The sequence below is a fragment of the Nocardioides pocheonensis genome (assembly GCF_003725535.1).
GTDB classification, from domain to species: domain Bacteria; phylum Actinomycetota; class Actinomycetes; order Propionibacteriales; family Nocardioidaceae; genus Marmoricola; species Marmoricola pocheonensis.
Window position 1 is genome coordinate 45,263 of the sequence record NZ_RJSF01000038.1, and the last position, 23,981, is coordinate 69,243.

Here is a 23,981-nt window from a genome sequence, read left to right on the forward strand (position 1 = left end):
ATGCAGGACCGATCAGTGCAGGATGGCCCCCTCGGCGCCGGCTCCGGTGAAGGCGCGCACCTCCAGCTCGGTGTACCGGTCCTCGGTCTCCGGCTCCTTCGAGGTGATCGTGCCCAGCCAGCCGAGCAGGAACCCGAGCGGGATCGAGACGATGCCCGGGTTCTCCAGCGGGAACCAGGAGATGTCGATGCTCGTCGGCAGCAGCGACAGGTTCTTGCCGGTGGGGTCGACGCCCTTGCCGGAGACGACCGGCGAGAAGATCACCAGCCCCACCGACGAGATCAGGCCGCCGTAGATCGCCCACACCGCCCCGCGGGTGTTGAACCGTCGCCAGAAGAGGTTGTAGAGCAGCGACGGCAGGTTCGCCGACGCCGCGACCGCGAACGCCAGCGCCACCAGGAAGGCGATGTTCAGCTTCTGCGCCGGGATCGCCAGGGCGATCGCGATGGCGCCGATCACCAGGGCCGCGATCCGCGCCACCTTGACCTCGTTCTCCTCCGTCGCAGCACCCCGCTTGAACACGGTGGCGTAGAGGTCGTGGGCGACCGACGACGCAGAGGTGAGGGTCAGGCCGGCGACGACCGCGAGGATCGTGGCGAACGCAACCGCCGCGATCAGCGCCAGCAGGATCGCCCCGCCGTTGGTGCCGGAGCCTCCACCGACCTCCTCGGCCAGCAGCGGTGAGGCCAGGTTGCCGCCCGATGCGGCGACCTTGCTGCCCGGGCCGGTGTCGAGCAGCGCTGCGGCGCCGAACCCGAGCGCCAGCGTCATCAGGTAGAAGCTGCCGATCAGCCCGATCGCCCAGAGCACCGACTTGCGCGCGGCCTTGGCCGACGGGACGGTGTAGAAGCGGATCAGGATGTGCGGCAGGCCCGCCGTTCCGAGCACCAGCGCCAGGCCCAGGGACAGGAAGTCGATCTTGCTCGTGGTGCTCACGCCGTACTTCAGGCCGGGCTGGAGGAACGCCTCACCCTTGCCGGTGTTCGTCGAGGCCGTGTGCAGCATGTCGGAGATGTTGAAGTTGAACTTCGCGAGCACCAGCACGGTGATCAGCACGGTGCCGCTCATCAGCAGCACCGCCTTGACGATCTGGATCCAGGTGGTGCCCTTCATGCCCCCGACGGTCACGTAGAAGATCATCAGCGCGCCGACGCCGGCGATCGTGAGCGCCTTCAACGAGTCGGACTGCACGTCGAGCAGCAGGGCGACCAGGGCGCCGGCGCCGACCATCTGCGCCAGCAGGTAGAAGATCGACACGACGACCGTCGAGGTGGCCGCCGCGGTGCGCACGGGCCGCTGTCGCATCCGGAACGCCAGCTGGTCGGCCATCGTGTAACGGCCGGAGTTCCTCAGCAGCTCGGCCACCAGGAGCAGCGCGACCAGCCAGGCCACGAGGAACCCGATCGAGTAGAGGAACCCGTCGTAGCCGTTCAGCGCGATGAGCCCCGAAATGCCCAGGAACGATGCCGCCGACATGTAGTCGCCCGAGACCGCCATGCCGTTCTGGAAGCCGGTGAAGCTGCGTCCGCCGGCGTAGTAGTCGGTGGTCCCGGCGGTGGCGCGGCTGGCCCAGAACGTGATCGCGATCGTGATCGCGACGACGACGATGAACAGCACCGCCGACAGGGTGTGTGCACTCATCGGGTCTTCTCCTCGTTGTAGCGCACGTCGAGGTCGTGCGCGAGGTCGTCGACGTTGTTGTTCATGTGCCGGGCGTAGAGCCAGGCGATCAGGAACGTGGACACGAACTGGAGCAGGCCGAAGATCAGCGCGACGTTCACGTGGCCGAAGACCTTCTGGCTCATGAAGCCGTGTGCCCAGTTCGACATCACGACGAAGAGCAGGTACCAGCCGAGGAACGCGGCCGTCGCCGGGATCGTGAAGATGCCGGTACGCCGGCGTACCTCCTTGAACTCGGCGGTCTGGACGAGCTCGTCGTAGATCGGGTCGTGGCGCGCGGCCTGGTCGTGTGCCCGGCGGTCCGCCGGTACGGGTGAGCGTGTGGACATGGTCAGCAACCTCCGTGTGTGGGCAGCCATGCGTGTGATGGCGGTCACGCTAGGAACCTCGTACCCAGGGGAGGCAGTCCTGGAACCGCTTGGTGCGGTCGGTGGCGGTCGGCATTCGCCGAGCGGTCGGTTCGGTACGACGAACGGTCACGAGCGGTCGAGCTGGACCGCCTCCGGCGTGTGCAGCCGGACCATGAACCGGCCGACGTGGGCGGGCACGCGATGCCGGGTGAGGCGGGAGACGATCACCATGGTCAGCACGCTGGCCGGCACCGCCCACGCGGCCGGCTGGGCGACCAGGGCGGCGAACCACCCGCTGTCGCGGCCGACGACGAGCCGGTCGACGACGGCGAAGCCGGTGAGGCCACCGCCGAGGACGAGCCCCGCGAACGCTCCGGCGGCGGTCAGCCCGCGCCACCAGATCCCGAGCACTAGCAGCGGGCAGAACGTCGCCGCGGCCATCGCGAACGCGAGGCCGACGACCGTGGCCACCGAGACGTCGCGGGCGACCAGGGCCATCGCGAGCGGGACGGCGACGGCGACCGCCGCGGAGATCCGGAACGACGTGACCCCCTCGAATCGACGGCTCACCACGTCCTGGGAGATGACGCCGGCGACGGCCACCGTGAGACCGGAGGACGTGGCCAGGAACGCTGCGAACGCACCGCCCGTGAGCAGTGCGGTGAGGACATCGCCGCCGACGCCGCCGACCATCCGCTGCGGCAGCTCGAGGACCACGCTGTCGGTCGCGCCGCGCGACACGAGGTCCGGGGCGTAGAGCCGCCCGAGGGCGCCGTACACGGGCGGCAGCACGTAGAAGAGGCCCAGCAGGGCCAGCACGACCAGGGTCGTCTGCCGAGCGGCCCGGCCGTCGGGGTTGGTGTAGTACCGGACGACCACGTGCGGCAGGCCCATCGTCCCGAGGAACGTCGCCACCATCAGGGAGTACGTCGTGTAGAGCGGGTGGTCGCCCGCCACGTCGAGCGGGTTCGCCCAGTCGAACCCCGAGGCACCGCCGACGACCGTCGACGAGGCAGCCGGGGAGGTCCCCCCGTCGTGCAGCCAGACCACGAGCAGGAACATCAGCGGCACCAGCAGTGCGGTCAGCTTCAGCCAGTACTGGAAGGCCTGCACGAACGTGATCGAGCGCATGCCGCCGGCCAGCACGTTCGCGAGGACGACGCCTGCCACGACCGCGCCACCGGCCCACGGCGCCATCCCGGTCGCCGAGCGCAGGGCCACCCCGGCGCCGCGGAACTGCGGCATCAGGTAGAGCCAGCCGATCGCCACGACCAGCACCGACGAGAGCGTGCGGACCACGCGGGAGTCCAGCCGCGCCTCGGCGAAGTCCGGCAGCGTGTAGGCGCCGGAGCGGCGCAGCGGCGCGGCGACCAGTGCGAGCAGGACCAGGTAGCCGGCGGTCCAGCCGACCGGGTACCAGAGCATCTCGCCGCCGTAGGCGAGCACCAGACCGGCGACCCCGAGGAACGACGCTCCGGAGAGGTACTCGCCGCTGATCGCCCACGCGTTCAGCCCGGGGCGCACCGACCGGGAGGCGACGAAGAAGTCCGACGTGGTGCGGCTGAACCGCAACCCCCACGTGCCGATCACCAGCGTCGCGACGGTGACGACGGCGACCGCGCCGATGCCGTAGGCGATGTTCACGCGGTCACCAGCGCTCGACCACCTGCGTGAACTCCCGTTCGTTGCGCTCGGCCGAGCGCACGTAGCGCCAGGCGAGCAGCACCAGCACCGGGTAGCAGCCGAAGGCGAGGACCACCCACGACACCGGCATCCCGAGCACGTGGTGGGACGTGAGGCCGGGAACGAGCCAGAACAGGACCGGGAGGGCGCCGATGGTGAGGCCGAGCACCGACACGGTGCTCACCGCGAGCCGCAGCTGTGCGCGGAGCAGCGCGGCGAGATAGATCTCGCCGAGCTCGCTCTGCGCATCGATCTCGGACGCGACGGTGGGCCGGGGGCCGCGCCGGGGACGCTCGGTGTGCGGGCTGGTGACCCGGACCCGGGCCGGCCGGCCGACCGGCCGCGGCTCGCCCCGGTCGCTCATGACTCGCTGCGCCGCGGGTCGCGGACGAGCAGGTCGCGCAGCTGCCGCGTGTGCCGGCGGCTGACGGCGAGCTCGACCTGCCCTCCCCGACCGCCGATGACCACGCTGCACCGGCCGGCGTCGACCCGCAGCTCCTCGACGTACGGGAGGGCCACCAGCAGCGACCGGTGGATCCGCACGAACCCGGCGCCGGCCCACTGCTGCTCGAGCTGGCTGAGGGGGATCCGGACCAGGTGGCTCTCGGCGTCGGTGTGCAGCCGCGCGTAGTCGCCCTCGGCCTCGACGTACCGGATCTCCGAGATGGGTACGAAGCGGGTCACCCCGCCGCGCTCGACCGGCACCTGGTCGACGGTGGTGTCGGTGCGGGTCCCGCCGAGCACCCGGCGCACCGCCTCGGCGATCCGGTCCGGGCGCACCGGCTTGAGCACGTAGTCGACGGCGTCGAGCTCGAACGCCTCGACGGCGTGCTTCTCGTGCGCGGTCACGAACACCACCGCCGGCGGGCTCTTGAACCGGGCCAGCACCGAGGCGAGCTCGATCCCGTCGAGTCCGGGCATCTGGATGTCGAGGAAGACCGCGTCGATCTCGCGCTCCTTGAGCATCCGCAGCGCCTCGGTCGGGGAGTCCGTCGCGTGGACCTCGGCGATGCGGGGGTCCTGGCGCAACAGCCAGCCGAGCTCGTCGAGGGCGGGGGTCTCGTCGTCGAGCACGAGCACCCGGAGCCCGCCGACGGCCGCGGACCCGCCGGTCACGGATGCACCCCGGGCGCGTACTTCGGCACGCGCACGAGCACCTTGGTGCCTGCGCCGGGTGCGGTCTCCACGACCAGACCGTACGCGTCCCCGAACGTGTTGCGGAGCCGCTCGTCGACGTTGGCCAGGCCCACGGAGTCCGAGCTCGGGTCGCCGGCCAGCACCCGACGAACCCGCTCGGGGTCCTCGCCCTCCCCGTCGTCCTCGACGGTGATCTCGCACTCCCGGTCCCGATCGCGGGCCTCGATCGTGATGGTGCCGCCTGCGGCACGTCGCTCCAGGCCGTGGCGCACGGCGTTCTCGACCAGCGGCTGCAGGCACAGGAAGGGAACCCGTACGCCGAGCACCTCCGGAGCGATCTTCAGCGTCACCGTGAGCCGGTCGCCGAACCGGGCCTGCTCGAGCAGCAGGTAGCGCTCGACGGAGCGCAGCTCCTCCGCCAGCGTCGTGAACTCACCGTGCTGCCGGAAGGAGTAGCGAGTGAAGTCGGCGAACTCCAGCAGCAGCTCACGGGCCCGGTCGGGATCCGTGCGCACGAAGGAGGCGATCGCGCCCAGGGAGTTGTAGATGAAGTGCGGGCTGATCTGTGCGCGCAGCGCACGCACCTCCGCCTGCACCAGCCGGTGTCGCGACTGGTCGAGCTCGGCGAGCTCGAGCTGCCCGGAGACCCAGTTGGCGACCTCCTCGGTGGCACGCAGCAGGCCCGCGGAGCGCTCCTCGGCGAGCGCCACCAGGGCACCCGCGACCCGGTCCTCGATCACCAGCGGGCTGGCGATCGCGTGCCGGACCGGACAACCGGGGTGCTCGCAGGCCAGCTCCGCCCGACCGGCCACGGCGGTGCCGCCCTCGCGGATGACCCGCTGTGCCAGGGCGCGGGCCTGGTCGGCGTGGTGGTCGGCCTGCCCGTCGTACCCGAGCAGGCCCTCGGTGTCGGCGATCGCGACCGCCGGCGTGCCGAGCAGGACCCGCAGGTGCCGCAGGCTGCGCTCGACGGACGCGGCGTTGAGCCCTTCGCGCAGGGCGGGCGAGGCCAGTGCGGCGGTGTGCAGCGTGCGGAAGGTCGCCCGGTCGGCCTCGGTGCCGAGGTGCCGCGAGGCCCGGGGCGTGCGTCCGAGGCCGGGAAGCCGCCAGCGCCGCGGTGCCATCAACCGGCTACCGGAAGTCGAAGAGGAGGGTGCCGGAGTCCTCCGGCGGACCGGCCTGGTGGGGCACCCGGACGAGCGGCTGGGTCGAGTCGGGGTCGACCAGGTCGGCCCAGTCCACCCGGCCCGGCGACGGCGGCGGGGGAGGTACGACGTGCCGGACCTCGGCCCGGTAGCACCGGGTGAGGTAGGGCAGCTGCATGCCGTCGGGGCCGCGGCCGTAGTCGTCGTACAGGGCGCCGACACGGGCGAGCAGCTCCTCGCGCTCCTGCTCCTCGAGCAGCGCGACGTACGAGCGGGAGCGGACCAGGTCGAAGAGCTCGGGACGGCGCAGGCTCTGCCAGAACCGGAACTCCTGGTGCGCGACCGGGCCGAAGTGCTCCGACTGCGCGGCGGGCCAGGACAGGTCGGTGGCGTTCTCGGCGCTGCCGATGATGGCGCCGAGCTTGCGCACCCACGGGATGCCCTCGTCGCGGGCGTTCCAGACCAGCGCGAGCACGCCGCCGGGGCGCAGCACGCGCGCGATCTCCGGGAGGGCGGTCGCGTGGTCGAACCAGTGGAACGACTGCGCGCACACCACCACGTCGACCGACTGGGAGGCGACCGGGATGTGCTCGGCCGTGGCGACCGCCGCGCGGGCCCGGGGCACGCGGGCACGCAGGTGGGCGAGCATCTGCGGGAGCGGGTCGGTCGCGATCACGTCGTGACCGGCGGCGACCAGCAGCTCGGTGAGCTTGCCGGTGCCGGCGCCGAGCTCGACGACGGTCGACCGGCTGGTGCCGACGAGCCATTCCGCGGCCTCGGGCGGGTACGAGGGACGCGCACGATCGTAGGCCTCGGCCACTGTGGCGAAGGAGAGGGCGTGCTCACGCATCTCGTCGCTCATCGTGCGCTCGAAACTACCCGATAGCCTTCCCCGTGTGCCTGACGCCGCGCCCGACCCGCTGACCTGGCTGACCGAGCTGGAGGGGGTCCCGTCGGCGTTCGCCGCCGCGCGCGACGGCATCGACGCGCTGCTGCGCGACCGGGGCCTTCGGCGCACCAGCCCCGACCAGACCACGGAGTCGTTGCTGCGTGGTGCGCACGCCTCGGGGGTGCTCGAGGGCTCCACCTCGTCGCTCGAGGAGGTGCGCGACGGCAGCGGGGACGAGATCGCCCAGGCGGCGGTCCGGGTGAGCACCGGCGTGCTCGGTCTGGTGCCGGTGATCGGCACGTCGCCGCTGCAGGCGTTCGCCCGGCTGCACGCTCTCGCCGGCAAGGGAGTCGTCGAGGACGAGCGGCTCGGTCGCCCGGTCTCGGCGGAGGGGGCCGAGCGGCTCAACGCCCTCGCGACCACCCTGCTCGGCACCTCGGTTCCGGCCCTGATCGTGGCCGCCCTCGTGCACGCCGAGATCGTCACGGTCGCGCCGTTCGCCTCGCACAACGGCATCGTCGCGCGGGCGGCCGAGCGGCTCGTCATGGTCGCCCGCGGCGTCGACCCGGCGTCGGTCGTCGTACCGGAGGCGGGGCACCTGGCGCTGCGGCCGCAGTACGAGTCGAACCTCCGGGGCTACCGCGACGGCGGCCGAGGGGGACTGCACGCCTGGCTGCTGTACGCCGCCGAGGCCGTCACCGCGGGCGTGGAGCACTCACCGCTCTCAGGTGGTTGAGGTGCGAGCGCAGCGAGCCTCGAAACCCCGGAAAGGCTGAGCGGCATCGAAGAGATCCTCGATGCCGCTCGAACACATGGGCACGGGTACCAAGCTGCACGGAATCCAACTGTTGCCCCGGGAGTGTCCCGGATGCAAGCGCCCTGTAGGAAGGGTAGATCGGAGCGTGGGTTCCGCATCCATGTGCTGGTCTTGAGTTGTTCTGCCTGACTCCTGTCTACGCCCGGTGCCGGAGCACTTCAAGGACCTTCGAGGGTTGACTTTTCGGCGTTACAGCCTGAACCCACGGCGCCGCCCGCGTCGTGCGTTGATCCACACGGCCGCGCCCACTCCGGCGATCCCGGCGACGGCCAGGGCCGCCAGCGTGGGCTTCGCCGGGGGCAGCCGGACCCGGCTGCCGAGTGCCACGGGGCGCTCGAAGACGAGGACCGGCCAGCCGCGCTCCTTCGCGATCCGGCGCAGCTCCTTGTCGGGGTTGACCGCGAACGGGTGGCCGACGATCTCGAGCATGTGCACGTCGGTGATCGAGTCGCTGTAGGCGTAGGAGCCGTCGAGGTCGTAGCCGCGCTTGCGGGCCAGGTCGCTGATCGCCTTGGCCTTGTTCTCGGCGTACGCGTAGAAGCGGATCTTGCCGGTGTACTTGCCGTCGGCGACCTCCATCCGGGTCGCGACGACGTGGTCGGCGCCGAGCATCTCGCCGATCGGCTCGACCATCTCCGCGCCGCTCGTCGACACGATGATCACGTCGCGACCGGCCGCGTGGTGCTCCTCGATCAGGTCGACGGCCTCGTCGTACACGAGCGGCTCGACGATGTTGTGCAGCGTGTCGGCGACGATGTCGCGCACGGTCTGCACGTCCCAACCGGTGACCAGCTGCGACATGAACTGCCGCATCTTCTCCATCTGGTCGTGGTCGGCGCCGCCGACCAGGTAGACGAACTGCGCGTACGCCGAGCGGAGCACCGCCCCGCGCGAGATCAGCCCACTCGCCTGGAACTCCTTGCTGAACGCGAACGTGCTCGACCTGGCGATGATCGTCTTGTCCAGGTCGAAGAACGCCGCGGTGGGCCGAGCGACGGGGCTCATGCCGGGAAGTCTAGGGTCGGTCGGTGCCCGACCCGACGACGCTCGTCCTGCTCGCGCTCGCCGCGGTGGCGGCGGGGTTCGTCGACGCGGTCGTCGGTGGCGGTGGCCTGATCCAGCTGCCCGCCCTGGTCCTGGGCCTGCCCGGCGCGAGCCCGGTCCAGGTGCTCGCGACGAACAAGCTCGGGTCGATCTGCGGCACGTCGGTCAGCTCGGTCACCTACTACCGGCGGGTGCGCCCGCACGCCGGGACGTTCGTGCCGCTGATGGCGTTCGCGTTCGTGGGCTCGTTCGGTGGTGCGCTGCTGGCCTCGCACATCCCGAAGGCCGCGTTCCAGCCGATCGTGCTGGTCGTGCTGGTCGCCGTCGGCGGCTACGTGCTGCTCCGTCCCGAGCTCGGGTCGGCGACGCGGCTCCGGTTCACCGGCCACCGGCACACGGCGGCGGCGATGGGCGCCGGGCTCGTGGTCGGCGCCTACGACGGGGCGCTGGGGCCGGGCACCGGTTCCTTCTTCGTGTTCACCCTGGTCGGCCTGCTCGGCTACGCCTTCCTCGAGGCGTCGGCGAAGGCGCGGATGGCGAACTGGGCGACCAACCTGGCCGCGCTGTGCGTCTTCGCGCCCCAGGACGCCGTGCTGTGGCGGGTCGGGCTGGTGATGGGCGCGGCCAACCTCGTCGGCGGGTACGTCGGCGCCCGGGTCGCGGTCTCGCGCGGGGCCCGGTTCGTGCGGGTGTTCTTCATCGTCGTGGTCGGGGCCTTCGTGGTCCGGATCGGCGGGGGACTGCTCGGCGTCTGGTGAGGCCGTTTCGTCTCCACAGCCCGGGGCGCCCGGTGTCCGCCCACAGGGTCGCGGTCGCGGGTCGTCGTACCGGCTCGGGGTGCGGAGGCTCGGGGCATGGACGACGTGCGCGCTGCCCTGCTGGTGACCGACGACGAGCTCCTGCTCGCCGACGTCGTGCGCCTCGCGGCGGCGGCCGGGGTGGCGCCCGAGGTGGCCCGCGGCGGAGGAGCGGCGTTGCGCGCGTGGTCGGCGGCTCCCGTCGTCCTGGTCGGCGCCGACCGGGCGCACGACCTGGCCGCGTGCCACCCGCCTCGCCGCGACCGGGTGCACGTGGTCGCTCGTGGCCCCCTGGCCGACGACCTGTTCCGGGTCGCGCTCCAGGTCGGTGCGGAGTCGGTCGTGCCCCTGCCGGCCTCGGAGTCCTGGCTCGTCGAGGTGCTCACCGACGTCGGTGACGGTGGTGGCCGGGTCGGGGTCACGGTGGGTGTCGTGGGCGGTGCGGGCGGGGTCGGAGCGACGGTCTTCGCCGCCGCGCTCGCCCAGACCTGCGCGCGCGACGGCAGCACGCTGCTCGTGGATGCCGACGCACTCGGTGCGGGAGCGGACCGGGTGCTCGGCCTCGAGGACGTCGACGGGATCCGCTGGGACGCCCTGCTGCAGGCGACCGGTCGGCTCAGCGCCCGGTCGCTGCGCGAGGCGCTCCCGCGACGGGACCGCCTCTCCGTCCTGACCTGGCCGGTCGACCGCGCGGCCAGCCTGCAGGCCGATGCGTTGCGCGAGGCCCTGTCGGCCGGGCGGCGCGGGTTCGGCACGCTGGTCGTCGACGTACCCCGCCAGCCCGACCCCGTGGTCGACGAGGTGCTGGCGCGCTGCGACCACCTGTTCGTCGTGTCCACCCTCACCGTGCCGGCGGTCAGTGCCGCCGCACGGGTGGTCCGCAGGCTGCCGCCCGCCGTGCCGGCGGGGCTGGTCCTGCGCGGTGGCGTCGCCGGCGTGGCTCCGGGCGAGGCGGCGAGCGTCCTCGGCCTGCCTGTCGTCGCGACGATGGGCGACCAGCGCGGGCTCGACGAGGCGGTGAGCCTGGGCATCGGACCGTTGAGGTCGGGGCGTGGTCCGCTGGCCCGGGCGGCTCGCGAGGCGGTGGCCGTGGTGCACGGGCGCGTCGGGGCGGTCGCGTGAGCACGGCCGGCCGCGTCCCGGACGATCTCCTGGTCGCGGTGCGCGACCAGCTCGCGCGGGGCGGAGCCGAGCTCTCGCCCGAACGCGTCGCGCGGGCACTGCGCGAGGACGGCCGCCCGGTCGGTGACGCCACGGTGCTGGCGGTCCACGACGCGCTGCGGCGCGAGGTCCACGGCGCGGGCCCGCTGGAGCCCTACCTCACGCTGCCGGGCGTCACCGACGTGCTGGTCAACGGCGCCGGACAGGTCTGGGTCGACCGGGGCGACGGCCTGGAGCTCGCGCCCCTGACGTTCGCGGACGACGAGGCCGTGCGCCGGCTGGCCCAGCGGCTCGCCGCCTCGGGTGGCCGCCGTCTCGACGACGCCGCGCCCTACCTCGACCTCCGGCTCCCCGACGGCACCCGCTTCCACGCCGTCCTGGCCCCGATCGCCCGGCCCGGCACGCTGCTGTCGCTGCGCGTGCCGCGACGGCGGGTGTTCGACCTCGGCGACCTGCAGGCGGCGGGTGCGCTGAGCGCCGAGGGCGCACGGCTGGTGGTCCGGATCGTCGACCGGCGGCTGGCGTTCCTGGTCAGTGGCGGCACCGGGTCGGGCAAGACGACGCTGCTCAACGCGCTGCTCACCCTGTGCGATCCGGGCGAGCGCCTGGTGATCGTCGAGGACTCGAGCGAGCTGCGTCCGGACCATCCGCACGTGGTCGCCCTGGAGGCGCGTCCTCCGAACATCGAGGGGTCCGGTGAGGTCACCGTGCGCACCCTCGTGCGCCAGGCGCTGCGGATGCGGCCGGACAGGCTGGTCGTGGGTGAGGTGCGGGGGGCCGAGGTCGTCGACCTGCTCGCCGCGATGAACACGGGTCACGAGGGTGGGTGCGGCACGCTGCACGCGAACTCTGCGGTCGACGTGCCGAACCGCGTCGCCAGCCTCGCGATGGCGGCAGGCCTCCCGCGCGAGGCCGCCCTGAGCCAGCTCGCGTCGGCGGTCGACCTCGTGCTGCACCTGGACCGTCCGCGCGGGGGTGCGCGGCGGGTCCGGGAGGTGGGCGTTCTGCAGGGGCACGGGCCGGACGTCTCGGTCGTGCCGGCAGTGACCTTCGACCCGGACCTGGAGGCGCTCCCCGGTCCGGGCTTCGACCGCCTGGAGGAGCTGCTCGGCCGATGAGCCCTGCCGCCGCCTCCGCCGCCGTGTGCGCCGCGGCCGCCGGTGCCCTGCTGGTGCGTGCGCCTGCGCTGCTACGTCCGGTCCGCCCGCGGCCGTGGCCTCGCCGGGCAGCCCCGGTCGCCCTGCTCGTGGCGGGCGCGGCGGCCTCGGTCGCCCTGCTGGACGGCGTCCGGCTGGTCCTCGTGCTGATCGTGGGCGCGGCGTCCTGGGCGGCGGCGCGGGAGGTGCGCCGTGCCCGAAGGCGGGTCTCGGCCGACCGTCGCGCGGACCTCGTCCTCGGCCTGTGCGACGGCTTGGCGGCCGACCTCCGCGCCGGCCAGCCACCCGTCTCGGCGGTCACGGCTGCCGTGGAGGACTGGCCCGAGCTCGCTCCGGTGGCGGCCGCGGCGCGCCTCGGCGCCGACGTCCCGCACGCCTTCAGGGAGCTCTCCCGGCAGCCGGGTGCGGCCCAGCTCCGCGTCGTGGCAGCGGCCTGGCACGTGGGCCAACGATCCGGCGCGGGCCTGGCCGACAGTCTCGCCGCAGCCGCTGACCAGGTCCGCGCCGAGCGTTCCACCTCGCGCACCGTGGCGACCGAGCTGGCTGCAGCCCAGGCGACCGCGCGCCTCCTCGCCGCGCTCCCGCTCGGGGTCCTGCTGCTCGGCAGCGGGCTCGGTGGCGATCCGATCGGCTTCCTCCTCGGCACCGCTCCCGGGCTGGCCTGCCTGGGCGTCGGCCTCTCGCTGGAGTACGCCGGACTCTGCTGGCTCGCGCGCATCGGCGACCAAGTGACCGGGCGTGGCCGGCGATGAGTGCCGCAACGGTCGCCGCAGCGCTGCTCGCGGCAGGCTCGGCCGCCTTCCTGGCCGGTCCGTCGTACCCCACGAGGCGGGGCGGCCGGCCGGCTCGGCAGACCCCGGGCCTTCGACCGGTCGTCCCGCCCGACGAGCGGGCGTTGCTGCTGCGGCTGCGGCCCGTGCTGGTCGGGCTCGGCTTCCTCGGTGGGTGGCTCTTCGTCGGCGGCCTCGTCGGGGTGGTGGCCGGCATCGCCGTCTCGGTCCTCGCCTGGCGGGTGCTGGGGCGCGCGGAGAGCCCGGCGGACCGCAGGCGGCGCGAGGAGCTCGAGCGCGACCTCCCGACGGCGGTCCACCTGCTCGGAGCCTGCCTGGCCGCAGGCGCGGCGACCTCCGTGGCCTTCGAGACGGTCGCGTCGGCGCTTCCCGGTGCGGTCGCCGAGGAGTTCGACGGTGTGCAGCACCGCCTCGCGCTCGGCGCCGATCCCGCCTCGGTGTGGCGCGACCTCGCGGCGCACCCGCAGCTGCGGCCCCTCGGCCGGGCCCTCGCCCGCGGGCAGCAGTCGGGGGCCTCGGTGCGCACGGCGGTCGAGGCGCTCGCCGTCGAGCTCGCGGCGCAGTCACGGAGCCGGACCGACGCCCTCGCTCGCAGCGTCGAGGTGCGGGCCGCAGCACCGCTCGGCGCCTGCTTCCTGCCCGCGTTCGTCCTGGTCGGGGTGGTCCCGATGGTGGTCGGGGTGTTCTCGGCGATGAGGTTCTTCGGATGACCCGGTGTCGTCCACACGGCGACCCCCGCGGCTCTTGTCCACCGCTCGCGGAGCGGTGCTCGCGGCGGGCCGCCGTGGCGAGAAACCTCATGTCTGCAAGCGAAATCGCCACTGCGGGTGGCCGGAGATGTAGGGAGACTGTGATGCGCAAGACCACGATCCAGCGGCGCGGCGAAGCCGGCGCGACGACCGCCGAGTACGCCGTCTGCACGGGCGCGGGGGTCGGCTTCGCCGGCCTCCTGTTCAAGTTCCTCACGAGCGACACGGGACAGCACATCGTCAAGACGGTGTTCGACCACGTCCTGAACATGCTGCCGTTCTGAGGACACCCAGACGCGGCCGGTGGGAGCGACGGGGCATGCTCCCGCCGGCCGTCCCAGGAAGGAGGAGGCGGCCGATGCATCGCATGCGCACCGAGGCCGGCGCCGTGACCGCGGAGGCTGCGGTCGTGCTGCCGCTGCTCGTGCTGTTCACCGTCGGGCTCGTCTGGCTGGTCGCCGTCGGCGCGACCGAGGTCCGGGCGCTCGACGCGGCTCGCGAGACCGCCCGTGCGGCCGCGCGCGGTGAGGCGCCCGAGGCGAGCGTCGGTCTGGGCCGCCGGGTCGCCACCGCCGACGCCGAGATCGAGGTGCTCGACGAGGGCGAGACGATCCTGGTGACCGTGGACGCGCCGGTCCGCGGGCCGGGCGGGATCTTCGCCTTCGTGCCGACCTACCACGTCCGGGCCCGGGCGGTCGCGGCCCAGGAGCCGGGCCCGTGAGCCGGACCTCCCGACCCCGCGACGAGCGCGGTGTGGCCACGGTCGTCGCGATCGGCCTGCTCGGGCTCCTGGTGCTCGTCGCCGGCGCGTGCGTCGCCGTCACCGCCCTCGTGCTGTCCCACCGGCGCGCCCAGGTCGCGGCCGACCTCGCGGCCCTCGCCGGTGCCGCGGCGCTGCAACGAGGCGCGGATCCGTGTGCCGCGGCGGCGGCGATCGCCCAGCGTCAGGACGCCCGCGTCTCCCGCTGCGACGTCGACGGCCCGGACGTCGTGGTCGTCACCGGGGTCCGCTTGCTGCCCGCGCTCGGCGGAGCCGAGCTGCCGGCACGAGCGCGAGCCGGCCCGGTCCGTCCCTGACCCGGCGCACCTGTCAGGACGCAGCCTGATACCTGAACGAGCTGTGCAGGATCAGGAACAGGTACCCGGCGCTCAGTGGGAGAACCGGTCGACGTACGCGACCACCCGGTTCATCAGCGTGGTGGCGCCGGCGATGTCCGCCACGGCCCCGGAGGGCTCGTCGGCGAGCTCGTAGAGCAGCCCCTGCGCCTCGTTGATCCCCGCCTCCTGAGCGGTTCGCGCGCAGACACGGGCCGCGTCCCGGACGGCGCGGTGGTCCACCGTCCAGACCGACTCGAAGATCCGGTGCGGGTCGGGCACGTCGCCCTGCCCGGGCAGCTCCCATGCGGCCAGGCAGGCAGAGAGGTCCGGGGCGTCGCAGACCACGACCCACTCGCGTCGCATCGGGGCATCGGCCGCCAGGGGCACCGGGATCGGCCCGCCCCGGGGGAACTCCTCCGGGGCGTCGAAGTCGCCGAGCACCATCGTGGACCGCGCGACCCGGGCGAGCTCGCGCCACCGCGCTGCGGCGGGCCGGTAGAAGCGCTCCTCCTGGAAGGCGCCGAACAGGACCGGCCGCTCAGCACGGGCGCAGAACTCGTCCTCGATCGCCCACGAGAGGGCGAGCAGGGTGGACTTGTGGAGGCGGTTCGGGCCGAGCGCCGGGTGACGCCGGCGCAGCTCGGCGAACACCGACGGCGCTCCGGGTGCCCGCGTGCCGACGGCCTCGGCGATGGCGACGTCGAGCCGGATCCCCGCGTCGCGCCGACGAAGCACCTGGCGGACCAGGTCGACGTCCTCGCGGGTGTACCGGCGGTGGCCGCTCGGGAGGCGCTGCGGGGTCGGGAACCCGTGGCGCGACTCCCACATCCGCAGCACGGCAGGGGTGAGCCCGGTCGCGGCGCCGAGGTCGCCGATCGTGAGGTTCGGCTCCAGGACTTGCGCATCCGCCTCTGTTGTGGTCACCCTAGGAGCATAAACCTAAACAAAGTGTTTAGGAATCTGTTCACTTCAGGAGGTGTGCGATGAGCCAGAGCCCCACCCCGCCCGTCCAGGAGGAGTCGGTCGTCGACTGGACCGACCTCGGCCGCGAGATGTGGTCCTTCCTCACCGGCCGCCAGGCCGAGATCAACTACCGGTTCATCGACATGTCCGTCGAGGTCCCCCGCGACACCGGCCCGGACGCACCCCGTGCGGTGTGGAAGGTCGACGGGACGCTGCAGGTCACGACCCGCGACCAGACCACCGGGCACTGACCGATGGCGGCGAGCGTGGAGCTGCGCGCCGATCTCTGCTTCAGCGCGGACGTGCCGGGCTTCGGCAAGGTCACCGGAGAGCTGACCGGTTCCGGGCGTGAGCTCGAGCTCAGGGTCAGCGACCCGGTCTTCTTTGCCGGCCGACACGACGCCGGGCGCGTCCGCGGGCTGGCTGCGGCGCTCGCCGGTCTCGGCATCCGGCTGTCGGTGACGGCAGGCGGCCACCGGCTCCTCGAGCTCGGCGCGACCCGCTCGGGGTGGCTCCACCGTCGCCTGACCGGGTCACCCCACCTGCGCGTGGCCGGAGTGCGCGGGGCGGTCGCCGGTCTGCGCGGTCGTGGGCGCTCCGGGGCCGGGGTCCTGCCTGGACGGGAGCTGCTCCCTCCGCCGACGCTGTTCCCGCTCGCGCCGACGTTCCGGCGTCCGTCCTGGACTCCCGTGACGACCACCCACGATCCCCGCCGCGGCGGCAGTCCCCGGTTGGCGCTCACCGTCGGCCAGCACGGCCGGTCGGGCGACGGCCGGGTGGTGTTCCCGCTGCGCGGGCGCACGACGATCGGCTCCGACCCGTCCTGCGACCTGCGCTTGCGGGGCCTCGCTCCCCTGCAGGCCGTGGTGGTGCACGACGAGGACGACGAGCTCGTGCTGGTCGACCAGTCCTGCGTGGGCACGACGCGTGTCGACGGGCTGCCGGTGGAGCGCAAGGTCCTCCGGACCGGCAATCGGGTCGAGCTCGGGTCGTGGACGCTGGTCTACTGGCGCGCCGAGTACGCCGACCACGGCCGGCCGTTCGGCGGCCGGATCGGCGGCGAGCTGGGCCACCAGCAGCCGCAGCCCGGCCGCCACGGCCTCGCCGCCCGGGCGCCGGAGAACAGCCCGTGAGCGGGCCGCTCCTGGTCGCCGGCGGCACCGGGTTCGTCGGTCGACGCCTGGCGCGCGCCCTCGTCGACGACGGGCACGAGGTGCGGGTGATGACCCGCTCACCCGAGCGCTACCGAGGCCCGGGGACCGCGGTGCACGGCGACGTCGCCGATCCCGCGTCGCTGACCGAGGCGATCGAGGGCTGCGTGGCGGCGTACTACCTCGTCCACTCGCTGGACAGCGCCGACTTCGAGCAGCGCGACGCCGCGGCGGCCCGCGCCTTCGGGCAGGTCAGCGCGGCCGCCGGCGTCGGGCAGATCATCTACCTCGGCGGGCTCGGGGACGACGGGGACACGCTCTCCGCCCACCTCCGCAGCCGGCGCGAGGTCGAGACGCTCCTCGCAGCGGACGGCGTCCCGGTCACCGTGCTGCGGGCCGGCATCGTCGTCGGGCACGGCGGTATCTCCTGGGAGATCACCCGCCAGCTCGTCGAGCACCTGCCGGCGATGGTGACCCCGCGCTGGGTGCACACGCGGACCCAGCCGATCGCCGTTGCCGACGTCGTCCGCTACCTGGTCGGCGTGCTCGGCAACCCCGCCGCCGTCGGCCGCGTCTTCGAGGTCGGCGGCCCCGACGTCCTGGAGTACCGCGAGATGCTCACGCGTGTCGCCGCCCTCGAGGGCCGGCGGCTGCCGATCGTGCCCGTGCCGCTGCTCTCGCCCGGTCTCTCCTCCCGGTGGCTGGCGTTCGTCACGGACGTCGACACCCGGGCGGGGCGCAACCTCGTGGACTCGATGGTCAACGAGGTGGTCGTGCGCGATCCGTCGATCCGGGAGGTGGTGCCGTTCCCCCTCACCGGGTACGACGACGCCGTCCGCCAGGCCCTCGACGAGCGGAGAGGAGCACGATGAGGCTGGCCCGCCGCCTGCCGATGCCGCTCAGCCACGTGGTCCGCGTCGACCACCGCGAGTCCGCCACCGTCGTACGGCGACGCCGCCGGGTGGTCGCCGGCACCTCGGTCGCCGGAGCCGCGCTCCTCGGCGCCTCGCTGTCCACGGCGCCCGGGTCGCGTGAGTTCTACCTCTCCACGGGCGCGGTGGCCGGACTCTGGACCCTCGGCGGTGCGCTGTCCGGCCCGCTGCACCTGGGGTGGATCGAGAGCCGCGACGCGACGCTGCGCCGCCCGGTCGTGACTCCCGTCCTCACCGGAGTGGGAGCGTTCGGCGTCTTCTACGCCGGCGCGCTGGTCGTCCAGCGGATCGAGGTGCTCGACCGTGCCGTCGCGCGCGTCCTCGCGTACGCCGATGCCGGTGACTCCCGCCTGGTGCTCGCCACGACGCTGGCCAACGGCCTGGGCGAGGAGGTCTTCTTCCGGGGCGCGCTCTACTCCGCCCTGGGCGGCGCGTACCCGGTCGCCTCCTCGACCGCCGTCTACACGCTCGCCACCACGACCACCCGCAACCCGGCCCTGGTGCTCGCCGCCGCTGTGATGGGCACGCTCTTCGGCCTCCAGCGGCGCGCCTCCGGCGGCGTCCAGGCGCCGCTGCTCACCCACCTGACCTGGTCGGCCCTGATGGTCCGCTTCCTGCCGCCGCTCTTCCGACGCTCCCACCGCACGCAGGAGCGATGAGTCGCAACCGCTGCCCGGTCAGCCCACGTTGCCCAGCACGCGCGTCACCGAGATCCGCACGGCCACGCGGAGGGGGTTCTCCCGGGGCACCTTGTAGCGGGCGGCGTACCTCTGCTCCGCCTCGCGCACCGACGCCTCGTCGTCGAGCAGGAGAGCGCGTCCCTCGACCGTCGACCAGTGCCGCCCGTCGACCTGGCACGCGGCGATCGGCGCACCCTCGGGTCCCGCGGCCCGGATGTTGCGCGCCTTGCGCGACTGCCGCGACGTGATCGCCCAGGCGAGGTCGGCCTCGACGTCGAGAACGACCCCCATCGGCACGACGTGCGGGGTGCCGTCCGGGCGCACGGTCGACACCGTGCAGAGCCGACGCTCGCGCCAGAAGTCGAGGAACGCGGCGGTGTCCGGGAGGACGAGGGCGGTCATGGGCTCATCCTGCCCGTCGCCCTCAACCGGGCGGTGCCGCCGCCGAGAGCAGCAGGTCGAGCAGCCGGACCGCACCGGCCTTGTCGAGCGGGTTGTTCTGGTTGCCGCACTTGGGGGACTGCACGCAGGAGGGGCAGCCGTCCGCGCACGCGCAGGAGTCGATCGCCTCGCGGGTGGCCTCCAGCCAGTCGACCGCGGTGTGGAAACCGCGCTCGGAGAAGCCGGCGCCGCCCGGGTGGCCGTCGTGCACGAAGACGGTGAGCTGACCGGTGTCCGCGTGCCGGGCGGTCGAGACGCCGCCGATGTCCCACCGGTCGCAGGTCGCGAACAGCGGCAGCAGGCCGATCGACGCGTGCTCGGCGGCGTGGGCGGCGCCCGGGAGGTCCTCCGGGTCGATGCCGCAGTCGTCGAGCACGTCGTCGGGGAGGGTCCACCACACCGCCGCCGTCTCGAGGGTGCGCTCGGGGAGGTCGAGCGGGTGCTCGCCGAGCACTTCGCCGGACGGCACCCGGCGCTTGAGGAAGGACACCACCTGGTGGGTCACCCGCACCGAGCCGAACGACAGCCGCGCCCGTCCCCAGGTCTCGTGCGCGCGCTCCTCGACGATCGCGATGTCGGTGACCTCGCGGGCCGACGTCGAGTAGTCGACGTCCTCGCGGGAGACGATCGCGACCGACTCCTCGAGGTCGAGCTCGTGGACCAGGTAGCTCTCGCCCTGGTGGAGGTACACCGCCCCGGCGTGGGCGGTGCCGTGCGAGGAGGCGTGGTCCACGGTGCCCAGGACTCGGCCGGTGCCGTCCTCGACCAGCCGCACCGGGGAGCCGCCGGACGACCGGATGTCGGCGAGGTCCGAGGCCCGTCGGCGGTCCGTCCAGTACCAGCCGTGCGGCCGGCGCCGCAGCAGCCCGGCGGCGGTGAGGGCGTCGACGGCGTCACGGGCGGCCGGGCCGAAGAGGTCGAGGCCGTCCTCGGTGAGCGGCGCCTCGGCGGCGGCCGCGCACAGGTGCGGGCCGAGCACGTAGGGGTTGTCGGGGTCGAACACGGTCGCCTCGACGGGTCGTCCGAACAGGCTCTCGGGATGGTTGACCAGGTAGGTGTCCAGCGGGTCGTCGCGCGCGACCAGCACGCCGAGAGCATCGCCACCCGTGCGCCCCGCACGACCGATCTGCTGCCACAGCGCGGCGCGCGTGCCCGGGAAGCCGCCCAGCAGCACGGCGTCCAGGCCGGAGACGTCGATGCCGAGCTCGAGCGCGTTGGTGGCGGCCAGGCCGATCAGCCGGCCGTCCCGCAGGGCCTGCTCCAGCGCACGGCGCTCCTCGGGCAGGTAGCCCCCGCGGTACGCCGCAACGCGGTCCGCCAGCGTCGCGTCCACCTCCGCCAGCAGGCGCCGGGCGCCGAGCGCGACCGCCTCGGCGCCCTTGCGTGACCGCACGAACGCCAGCGTGCGCACCCGCTCGACGGCCAGGTCGGTGAGCAGGTCGGCCAGCTCCGCGGTCACCGAGCGGCGCACGGGCGCGCCGTTCTCGCCACCGTGGGAGACGAACGGCGGCTCCCACAGCGCCAGCGCGACCCGGCCGCGCGGCGAGGCGTCGTCGGTCACGGCCACGACCGGGAGCCCGGTCAGGCGGCGCGCCGCCACCTCCGGCTCCGCGACCGTCGCCGAGGCCAGCACGAAGGTCGGCTCGGCGCCGTACAGGGCCGCGACCCGGCGCAGCCGGCGCAGCACCTGCGCGACGTGGGCGCCGAACACGCCGCGGTAGTGGTGGCACTCGTCGACGACGACGTACCGCAGCGCGCCGAAGAAGCGGGACCAGCGCTCGTGCCCGGGCAGCAGCGAGCGGTGCAGCATGTCGGGGTTGGTCAGGACGTACTCCGCGTGGTCACGGGTCCACAGCCGCTCCTCGGGCGAGGAGTCGCCGTCGTGGGTCGCCGCGCGCAGGTCGGGCACGCCCAGCGAGCAGACGGTGGCGAGCTGGTCCTGCGCGAGCGCCTTGGTGGGGGACAGGTAGAGCACCACCGCGCCACGCTGTCCCTTCGGCCCGCGACGGGCCTGGATCTCGCTCAGGCCCGGCAGCAGGTAGCCGAGCGACTTGCCCGACGCGGTGCCCGTCGACATCACGGTGTGGGTGCCGTCGTGGGCCAACGAGGCCGCCTGCGCCTGGTGCTCCCACGGCTCGCGTACGCCGGCCCGCTGCCACGCCGCGACGACGTCGGGGTGGGCCCAGTCGGGCCACGGGCACGTGCGGGCCACTCGTGGCGGCAGCACCTCGAGATGGGTGAGCCGGTCGTCGCGACCGGGCCCCGCGGTCAGCCGCTCGACCAGGGTCTCGAGCGGGATGGTGGTCACGCCCCGAGTCTCTCAGCGCCCACCCACACGAGCGTCGCGCAGGCTGCCTCGGCCCGCCCGCCCCCGCGTCGAGCCCTCACACCCCCCGATCGTGATTCAATAGCGACGCACCCACCACCGGCCGGGGAAGGGCCGGGGCGAGCCGCCCGCATCATGCTTGGGAGAGATCGTGGACCTATCGCTGGAGACCCGTGAGGCGGGCGACCGTACGGTCGTCGCCGTCGGAGGCGAGATCGACGTCTACACCGCGCCCAAGCTGCGCGACAAGATCACCGAGCTGGTCAACGCCGGCCACCACCAGCTCCTGATCGACATGGAGAAGGTGGAGTTCCTCGACTCGACCGGGCTCGGTGTGCTGGTCGGCGGCCTCAAGAAGGTCCGCGCCCACGACGGCTCGATGGAGCTGGTCTGCAGCCAGGACCGGCTGCTGAAGATCTTCCGGATCACCGGTCTCGCGAAGGTCTTCACCATCCACGACTCCGAGGCCGGCGCGCTCGACGCCTGACCCTTTCCGGGGTGCACTCCGCACCGTCCGTCGTACCGGTGCGCCCGTTCGCCGCAACTCCTACGTGATCTGCCTCACCTGGTGGTCGTGACCCCGACCACACGTGCGTAGAGTGCCCCTCGGTCTGTGTAAGCCGAATCACACCGAGGAGAATCATGACCGGGCTCATTCCCGAGGTCGTGCAGCTCGACGGCGCCAATCTCGTACTCGTCATCGTCGTCGGGGTGATCGCGCTCGGCGCGCTCGCCATGGCAGCGATGTTCCGCAACGAGGTCCTGGCTGCCGGCGAGGGCACCGACAACATGAAGAACATCGCCCATGCGGTGCAGGAGGGCGCGAACGCCTACCTGACCCGCCAGTTCCGCACGCTCGGCGTGTTCGCGGCGGTCGCGTTCGTCGCGCTGCTCGCGCTCCCGGCGGACGACTGGGGGGTGCGCTTCGGCCGCTCGCTGTTCTTCCTGGTCGGGGCCGGCTTCTCCGCCAGCGTCGGCTACCTCGGCATGTCCCTGGCCGTGAAGGCGAACCTCCGCGTCGCCGCGGCCGCGAACGACACCGGCCGTGACCCGGCGATGAAGATCGGGTTCCGCACCGGCGCGACCGTCGGCATGCTGACCGTCGGCCTCGGCCTCCTCGGCGCGAGCATCGTGGTGATCATCTTCAAGGACAAGGCGCCCCACGTGCTCGAGGGCTTCGGCTTCGGTGCGGCCCTGCTCGCGATGTTCATGCGTGTCGGCGGCGGTATCTTCACCAAGGCTGCCGACGTCGGCGCCGACCTGGTCGGCAAGGTCGAGCAGAACATCCCCGAGGACGACCCGCGCAACGCGGCGACGATCGCGGACAACGTGGGCGACAACGTCGGCGACTGCGCCGGCATGGCCGCCGACCTCTTCGAGTCGTACGCCGTCACGCTGGTCGCCGCGCTGATCCTCGGCTCGCAGGCGTTCGGCGACAAGGGCCTGGTCTTCCCGCTGCTGATCCCGGCGATCGGCGCGCTCACGGCCGTCCTCGGCGTCTACCTCACCGTTCCCCGCCCGAACGAGAACGGCCTCACCACGATCAACCGCGCGTTCTACATCTCCGCGGCGGTCGGTGCGGTGGCCTCGATCGTGCTGTCGTTCGTCTACCTGCCCAGCAGCTTCGGCGACTTCGTGAACGTCCCGACGACCGCGCTCGACACGATCTCGAGCAGCGCGGCCGACGGCGACCCGCGGGTGATCGCCTCCGTGGCGGTCGTGATCGGCATCGTGATGGCCGCGGGCATCCTGGCCCTCACCGGCTACTTCACCGGCACGGAGTACCGCCCGGTGAAGGACGTCGGCAAGACGTCCCTGACCGGTGCGGCGACCGTGATCCTCTCCGGCCTCTCGGTGGGCTTCGAGTCGGCGGTCTACACGACCATGGTCATCGGCGCCGCGGTGTTCGGAGCGTTCCTGCTCGGCACCGGATCGCTGACGATCTCGCTGTTCGCGGTCTCGCTGGCCGGCTGCGGCCTGCTGACCACTGTCGGCGTGATCGTCGCGATGGACACCTTCGGCCCGGTCTCCGACAACGCCCAGGGCATCGCGGAGATGTCCGGCGACGTCAGCCCCGAGGGCGCGCAGATCCTCACCGAGCTCGACGCCGTCGGCAACACCACGAAGGCGATCACCAAGGGCATCGCGATCGCGACCGCCGTCCTCGCGGCGACCGCGCTGTTCGGCTCCTACGCGACCTCGGTCCTGGACAAGCTGGTCGAGGTGAAGGCCGGCGGCTCCACGCTGCTGGACTTCTTCGTGTTCAACCCGAGCGTCCTGGTCGGCGTGCTCCTCGGCGCGGCCGCGGTGTTCCTCTTCGCCGGTCTCGCGATCAACGCGGTCGGCCGCGCCGCCGGTGCGGTCGTCTTCGAGGTGCGCCGCCAGTTCCGGGAGATCCCCGGGATCATGGAGGGCACCGGTCGTCCGGAGTACGGCAAGGTCGTCGACATCGTGACCAAGGACTCCCTGCGCGAGCTGGTGACCCCGGGTCTGCTGGCCGTGATGGCCCCGATCGCGGTCGGTTTCGGCCTCGGTGTGGCGTCGCTGGCGGGCTTCCTCGCCGGCGCGATCGGCACCGGCACGCTGATGGCGATCTTCCTGGCCAACTCCGGTGGCGCCTGGGACAACGCCAAGAAGCTGGTCGAGGACGGCCACCACGGTGGCAAGGGGTCCGAGGCGCACGCCGCAACGGTCATCGGCGACACCGTCGGCGACCCGTTCAAGGACACCGCCGGCCCGGCGATCAACCCGCTGATCAAGGTGATGAACCTGGTCTCGCTGCTGATCGCCAGCGCGGTCGTGTCGATGAGCGTCGGCAAGGACCAGAACGACGCCCTGCGGATCGCCATCGCCCTGGTCGCCGCGGCGATCATCGCGATCGCGGTCTACGTCTCCAAGCAGCGCGAGGTCGCGATCAGCGACGACCACGACGACAGCGGTTCGTCGGCGCTCGCCCCGCACCACACCAGCTGACCCGAGCAGCTGACCCG

26 protein-coding genes are annotated in these 23,981 nt (G+C 73.1%); 15 read left to right on the forward strand and 11 right to left on the reverse strand.

The window, feature by feature from the left end:
* Positions 1 to 12 precede the first annotated feature (12 nt).
* The 7 genes from EFL26_RS10425 to EFL26_RS10455 form a co-directional block, all read right to left on the reverse strand.
* On the reverse strand, positions 13 to 1,641 hold the full coding sequence (locus tag EFL26_RS10425) for a solute symporter family protein (RefSeq protein ID WP_123222834.1): 1,629 nt from the start codon (positions 1,639 to 1,641) through the stop codon (positions 13 to 15).
* On the reverse strand, positions 1,638 to 2,009 hold the full coding sequence (locus EFL26_RS10430) for a DUF485 domain-containing protein (protein ID WP_123222835.1): 372 nt from the start codon (positions 2,007 to 2,009) through the stop codon (positions 1,638 to 1,640). Before EFL26_RS10430 ends, EFL26_RS10425 begins: the two co-directional genes overlap by 4 nt.
* A gap of 147 nt (positions 2,010 to 2,156) precedes the next feature.
* Complete coding sequence (locus EFL26_RS10435) at positions 2,157 to 3,674, reverse strand: sodium/solute symporter (RefSeq protein ID WP_123222836.1); 1,518 nt, start codon at positions 3,672 to 3,674, stop codon at positions 2,157 to 2,159.
* 4 nt (positions 3,675 to 3,678) lie between these two features.
* Positions 3,679 to 4,077 carry a hypothetical protein gene (locus EFL26_RS10440; protein ID WP_123222837.1) on the reverse strand — a complete coding sequence of 133 codons (399 nt, stop codon included), beginning with the start codon at positions 4,075 to 4,077 and terminating at the stop codon, positions 3,679 to 3,681.
* The gene (locus EFL26_RS10445; RefSeq protein WP_123222838.1) at positions 4,074 to 4,829 is read right to left on the reverse strand and encodes a LytR/AlgR family response regulator transcription factor; all 756 of its coding nucleotides are present in this window, start codon (positions 4,827 to 4,829) and stop codon (positions 4,074 to 4,076) included. Before EFL26_RS10445 ends, EFL26_RS10440 begins: the two co-directional genes overlap by 4 nt.
* The gene (locus tag EFL26_RS10450) at positions 4,826 to 5,974 is read right to left on the reverse strand and encodes a sensor histidine kinase (protein ID WP_123222839.1); all 1,149 of its coding nucleotides are present in this window, start codon (positions 5,972 to 5,974) and stop codon (positions 4,826 to 4,828) included. Before EFL26_RS10450 ends, EFL26_RS10445 begins: the two co-directional genes overlap by 4 nt.
* Before the next feature lie 7 nt (positions 5,975 to 5,981).
* A complete protein-coding gene (locus EFL26_RS10455) occupies positions 5,982 to 6,857 on the reverse strand; it encodes a class I SAM-dependent methyltransferase (RefSeq protein ID WP_123222840.1) in 876 nt (291 codons plus the stop codon).
* A 34-nt stretch (positions 6,858 to 6,891) separates the two neighbouring features.
* Here EFL26_RS10455 and EFL26_RS10460 point away from each other — a divergent pair, with 34 nt between their 5' ends.
* Positions 6,892 to 7,620, forward strand: coding sequence for a Fic family protein (locus tag EFL26_RS10460; protein WP_123222841.1), 729 nt, complete (start codon positions 6,892 to 6,894; stop codon positions 7,618 to 7,620).
* 270 nt (positions 7,621 to 7,890) lie between these two features.
* Here the strand turns inward: EFL26_RS10460 and EFL26_RS10465 are convergent, their stop codons facing one another.
* The gene (locus EFL26_RS10465) at positions 7,891 to 8,706 is read right to left on the reverse strand and encodes an HAD family hydrolase (RefSeq protein WP_123222842.1); all 816 of its coding nucleotides are present in this window, start codon (positions 8,704 to 8,706) and stop codon (positions 7,891 to 7,893) included.
* Positions 8,707 to 8,729: 23 nt separating this feature from the next.
* On the opposite strand from EFL26_RS10465, the gene EFL26_RS10470 reads away from it, so the two are divergent.
* The 8 genes from EFL26_RS10470 (at position 8,730) to EFL26_RS10505 (ending at position 14,477) form a co-directional block, all read left to right on the forward strand.
* On the forward strand, positions 8,730 to 9,503 hold the full coding sequence (locus EFL26_RS10470) for a TSUP family transporter (protein ID WP_123222843.1): 774 nt from the start codon (positions 8,730 to 8,732) through the stop codon (positions 9,501 to 9,503).
* 96 nt (positions 9,504 to 9,599) lie between these two features.
* A complete protein-coding gene (gene ssd / locus EFL26_RS10475; RefSeq protein ID WP_246000135.1) occupies positions 9,600 to 10,664 on the forward strand; it encodes a septum site-determining protein Ssd in 1,065 nt (354 codons plus the stop codon).
* Positions 10,661 to 11,821 (forward strand): TadA family conjugal transfer-associated ATPase, encoded by a 1,161-nt coding sequence (locus EFL26_RS10480; protein WP_123222844.1) that lies wholly within the window; start codon positions 10,661 to 10,663, stop codon positions 11,819 to 11,821. The genes ssd and EFL26_RS10480 overlap by 4 nt, the downstream gene beginning before the upstream one ends.
* Entirely contained in the window at positions 11,818 to 12,612 is a 795-nt protein-coding gene (locus EFL26_RS10485; protein WP_123222845.1) for a type II secretion system F family protein, read from the forward strand. The genes EFL26_RS10480 and EFL26_RS10485 overlap by 4 nt, the downstream gene beginning before the upstream one ends.
* Positions 12,609 to 13,361: a type II secretion system F family protein gene (locus EFL26_RS10490; protein WP_123222846.1), complete on the forward strand. Its 753-nt coding sequence runs from the start codon at positions 12,609 to 12,611 to the stop codon at positions 13,359 to 13,361. Before EFL26_RS10485 ends, EFL26_RS10490 begins: the two co-directional genes overlap by 4 nt.
* A gap of 143 nt (positions 13,362 to 13,504) precedes the next feature.
* Entirely contained in the window at positions 13,505 to 13,684 is a 180-nt protein-coding gene (locus tag EFL26_RS10495; RefSeq protein WP_123222847.1) for a DUF4244 domain-containing protein, read from the forward strand.
* A 74-nt stretch (positions 13,685 to 13,758) separates the two neighbouring features.
* Positions 13,759 to 14,121: a TadE family type IV pilus minor pilin gene (locus EFL26_RS10500; RefSeq protein WP_123222848.1), complete on the forward strand. Its 363-nt coding sequence runs from the start codon at positions 13,759 to 13,761 to the stop codon at positions 14,119 to 14,121.
* The gene (locus EFL26_RS10505) at positions 14,118 to 14,477 is read left to right on the forward strand and encodes an Rv3654c family TadE-like protein (protein WP_123222849.1); all 360 of its coding nucleotides are present in this window, start codon (positions 14,118 to 14,120) and stop codon (positions 14,475 to 14,477) included. The genes EFL26_RS10500 and EFL26_RS10505 overlap by 4 nt, the downstream gene beginning before the upstream one ends.
* A 72-nt stretch (positions 14,478 to 14,549) precedes the next feature.
* On the opposite strand, the gene EFL26_RS10510 is transcribed toward EFL26_RS10505, so the two are convergent.
* Positions 14,550 to 15,422, reverse strand: coding sequence for a DICT sensory domain-containing protein (locus EFL26_RS10510; protein ID WP_123222850.1), 873 nt, complete (start codon positions 15,420 to 15,422; stop codon positions 14,550 to 14,552).
* A 59-nt stretch (positions 15,423 to 15,481) separates the two neighbouring features.
* On the opposite strand from EFL26_RS10510, the gene EFL26_RS10515 reads away from it, so the two are divergent.
* Genes EFL26_RS10515 through EFL26_RS10530 form a run of 4 tightly spaced genes read left to right on the forward strand, consistent with a single transcriptional unit; the run spans position 15,482 to position 18,203 of the window.
* Positions 15,482 to 15,712: a hypothetical protein gene (locus EFL26_RS10515; RefSeq protein ID WP_123222851.1), complete on the forward strand. Its 231-nt coding sequence runs from the start codon at positions 15,482 to 15,484 to the stop codon at positions 15,710 to 15,712.
* Between the two features lie 3 nt (positions 15,713 to 15,715).
* Entirely contained in the window at positions 15,716 to 16,594 is an 879-nt protein-coding gene (locus EFL26_RS10520; protein ID WP_123222852.1) for an FHA domain-containing protein, read from the forward strand.
* Positions 16,591 to 17,484 (forward strand): NAD(P)H-binding protein, encoded by an 894-nt coding sequence (locus tag EFL26_RS10525; protein ID WP_123222853.1) that lies wholly within the window; start codon positions 16,591 to 16,593, stop codon positions 17,482 to 17,484. The genes EFL26_RS10520 and EFL26_RS10525 overlap by 4 nt, the downstream gene beginning before the upstream one ends.
* Positions 17,481 to 18,203 (forward strand): CPBP family intramembrane glutamic endopeptidase, encoded by a 723-nt coding sequence (locus tag EFL26_RS10530; RefSeq protein ID WP_123222854.1) that lies wholly within the window; start codon positions 17,481 to 17,483, stop codon positions 18,201 to 18,203. Before EFL26_RS10525 ends, EFL26_RS10530 begins: the two co-directional genes overlap by 4 nt.
* A gap of 18 nt (positions 18,204 to 18,221) precedes the next feature.
* Here EFL26_RS10530 and EFL26_RS10535 read toward each other — a convergent pair whose 3' ends face one another.
* Both EFL26_RS10535 and EFL26_RS10540 read right to left on the reverse strand, forming a co-directional pair.
* On the reverse strand, positions 18,222 to 18,626 hold the full coding sequence (locus tag EFL26_RS10535) for a pyridoxamine 5'-phosphate oxidase family protein (protein WP_123222855.1): 405 nt from the start codon (positions 18,624 to 18,626) through the stop codon (positions 18,222 to 18,224).
* Between the two features lie 22 nt (positions 18,627 to 18,648).
* Positions 18,649 to 20,973: a DEAD/DEAH box helicase gene (locus tag EFL26_RS10540; protein WP_123222856.1), complete on the reverse strand. Its 2,325-nt coding sequence runs from the start codon at positions 20,971 to 20,973 to the stop codon at positions 18,649 to 18,651.
* A gap of 169 nt (positions 20,974 to 21,142) precedes the next feature.
* On the opposite strand from EFL26_RS10540, the gene EFL26_RS10545 reads away from it, so the two are divergent.
* Together EFL26_RS10545 and EFL26_RS10550 are read left to right on the forward strand one after the other, a co-directional pair.
* Entirely contained in the window at positions 21,143 to 21,478 is a 336-nt protein-coding gene (locus EFL26_RS10545) for an STAS domain-containing protein (RefSeq protein WP_123222872.1), read from the forward strand.
* A 155-nt stretch (positions 21,479 to 21,633) separates the two neighbouring features.
* Positions 21,634 to 23,964, forward strand: coding sequence for a sodium-translocating pyrophosphatase (locus EFL26_RS10550; protein WP_123222857.1), 2,331 nt, complete (start codon positions 21,634 to 21,636; stop codon positions 23,962 to 23,964).
* Positions 23,965 to 23,981 lie beyond the last annotated feature (17 nt).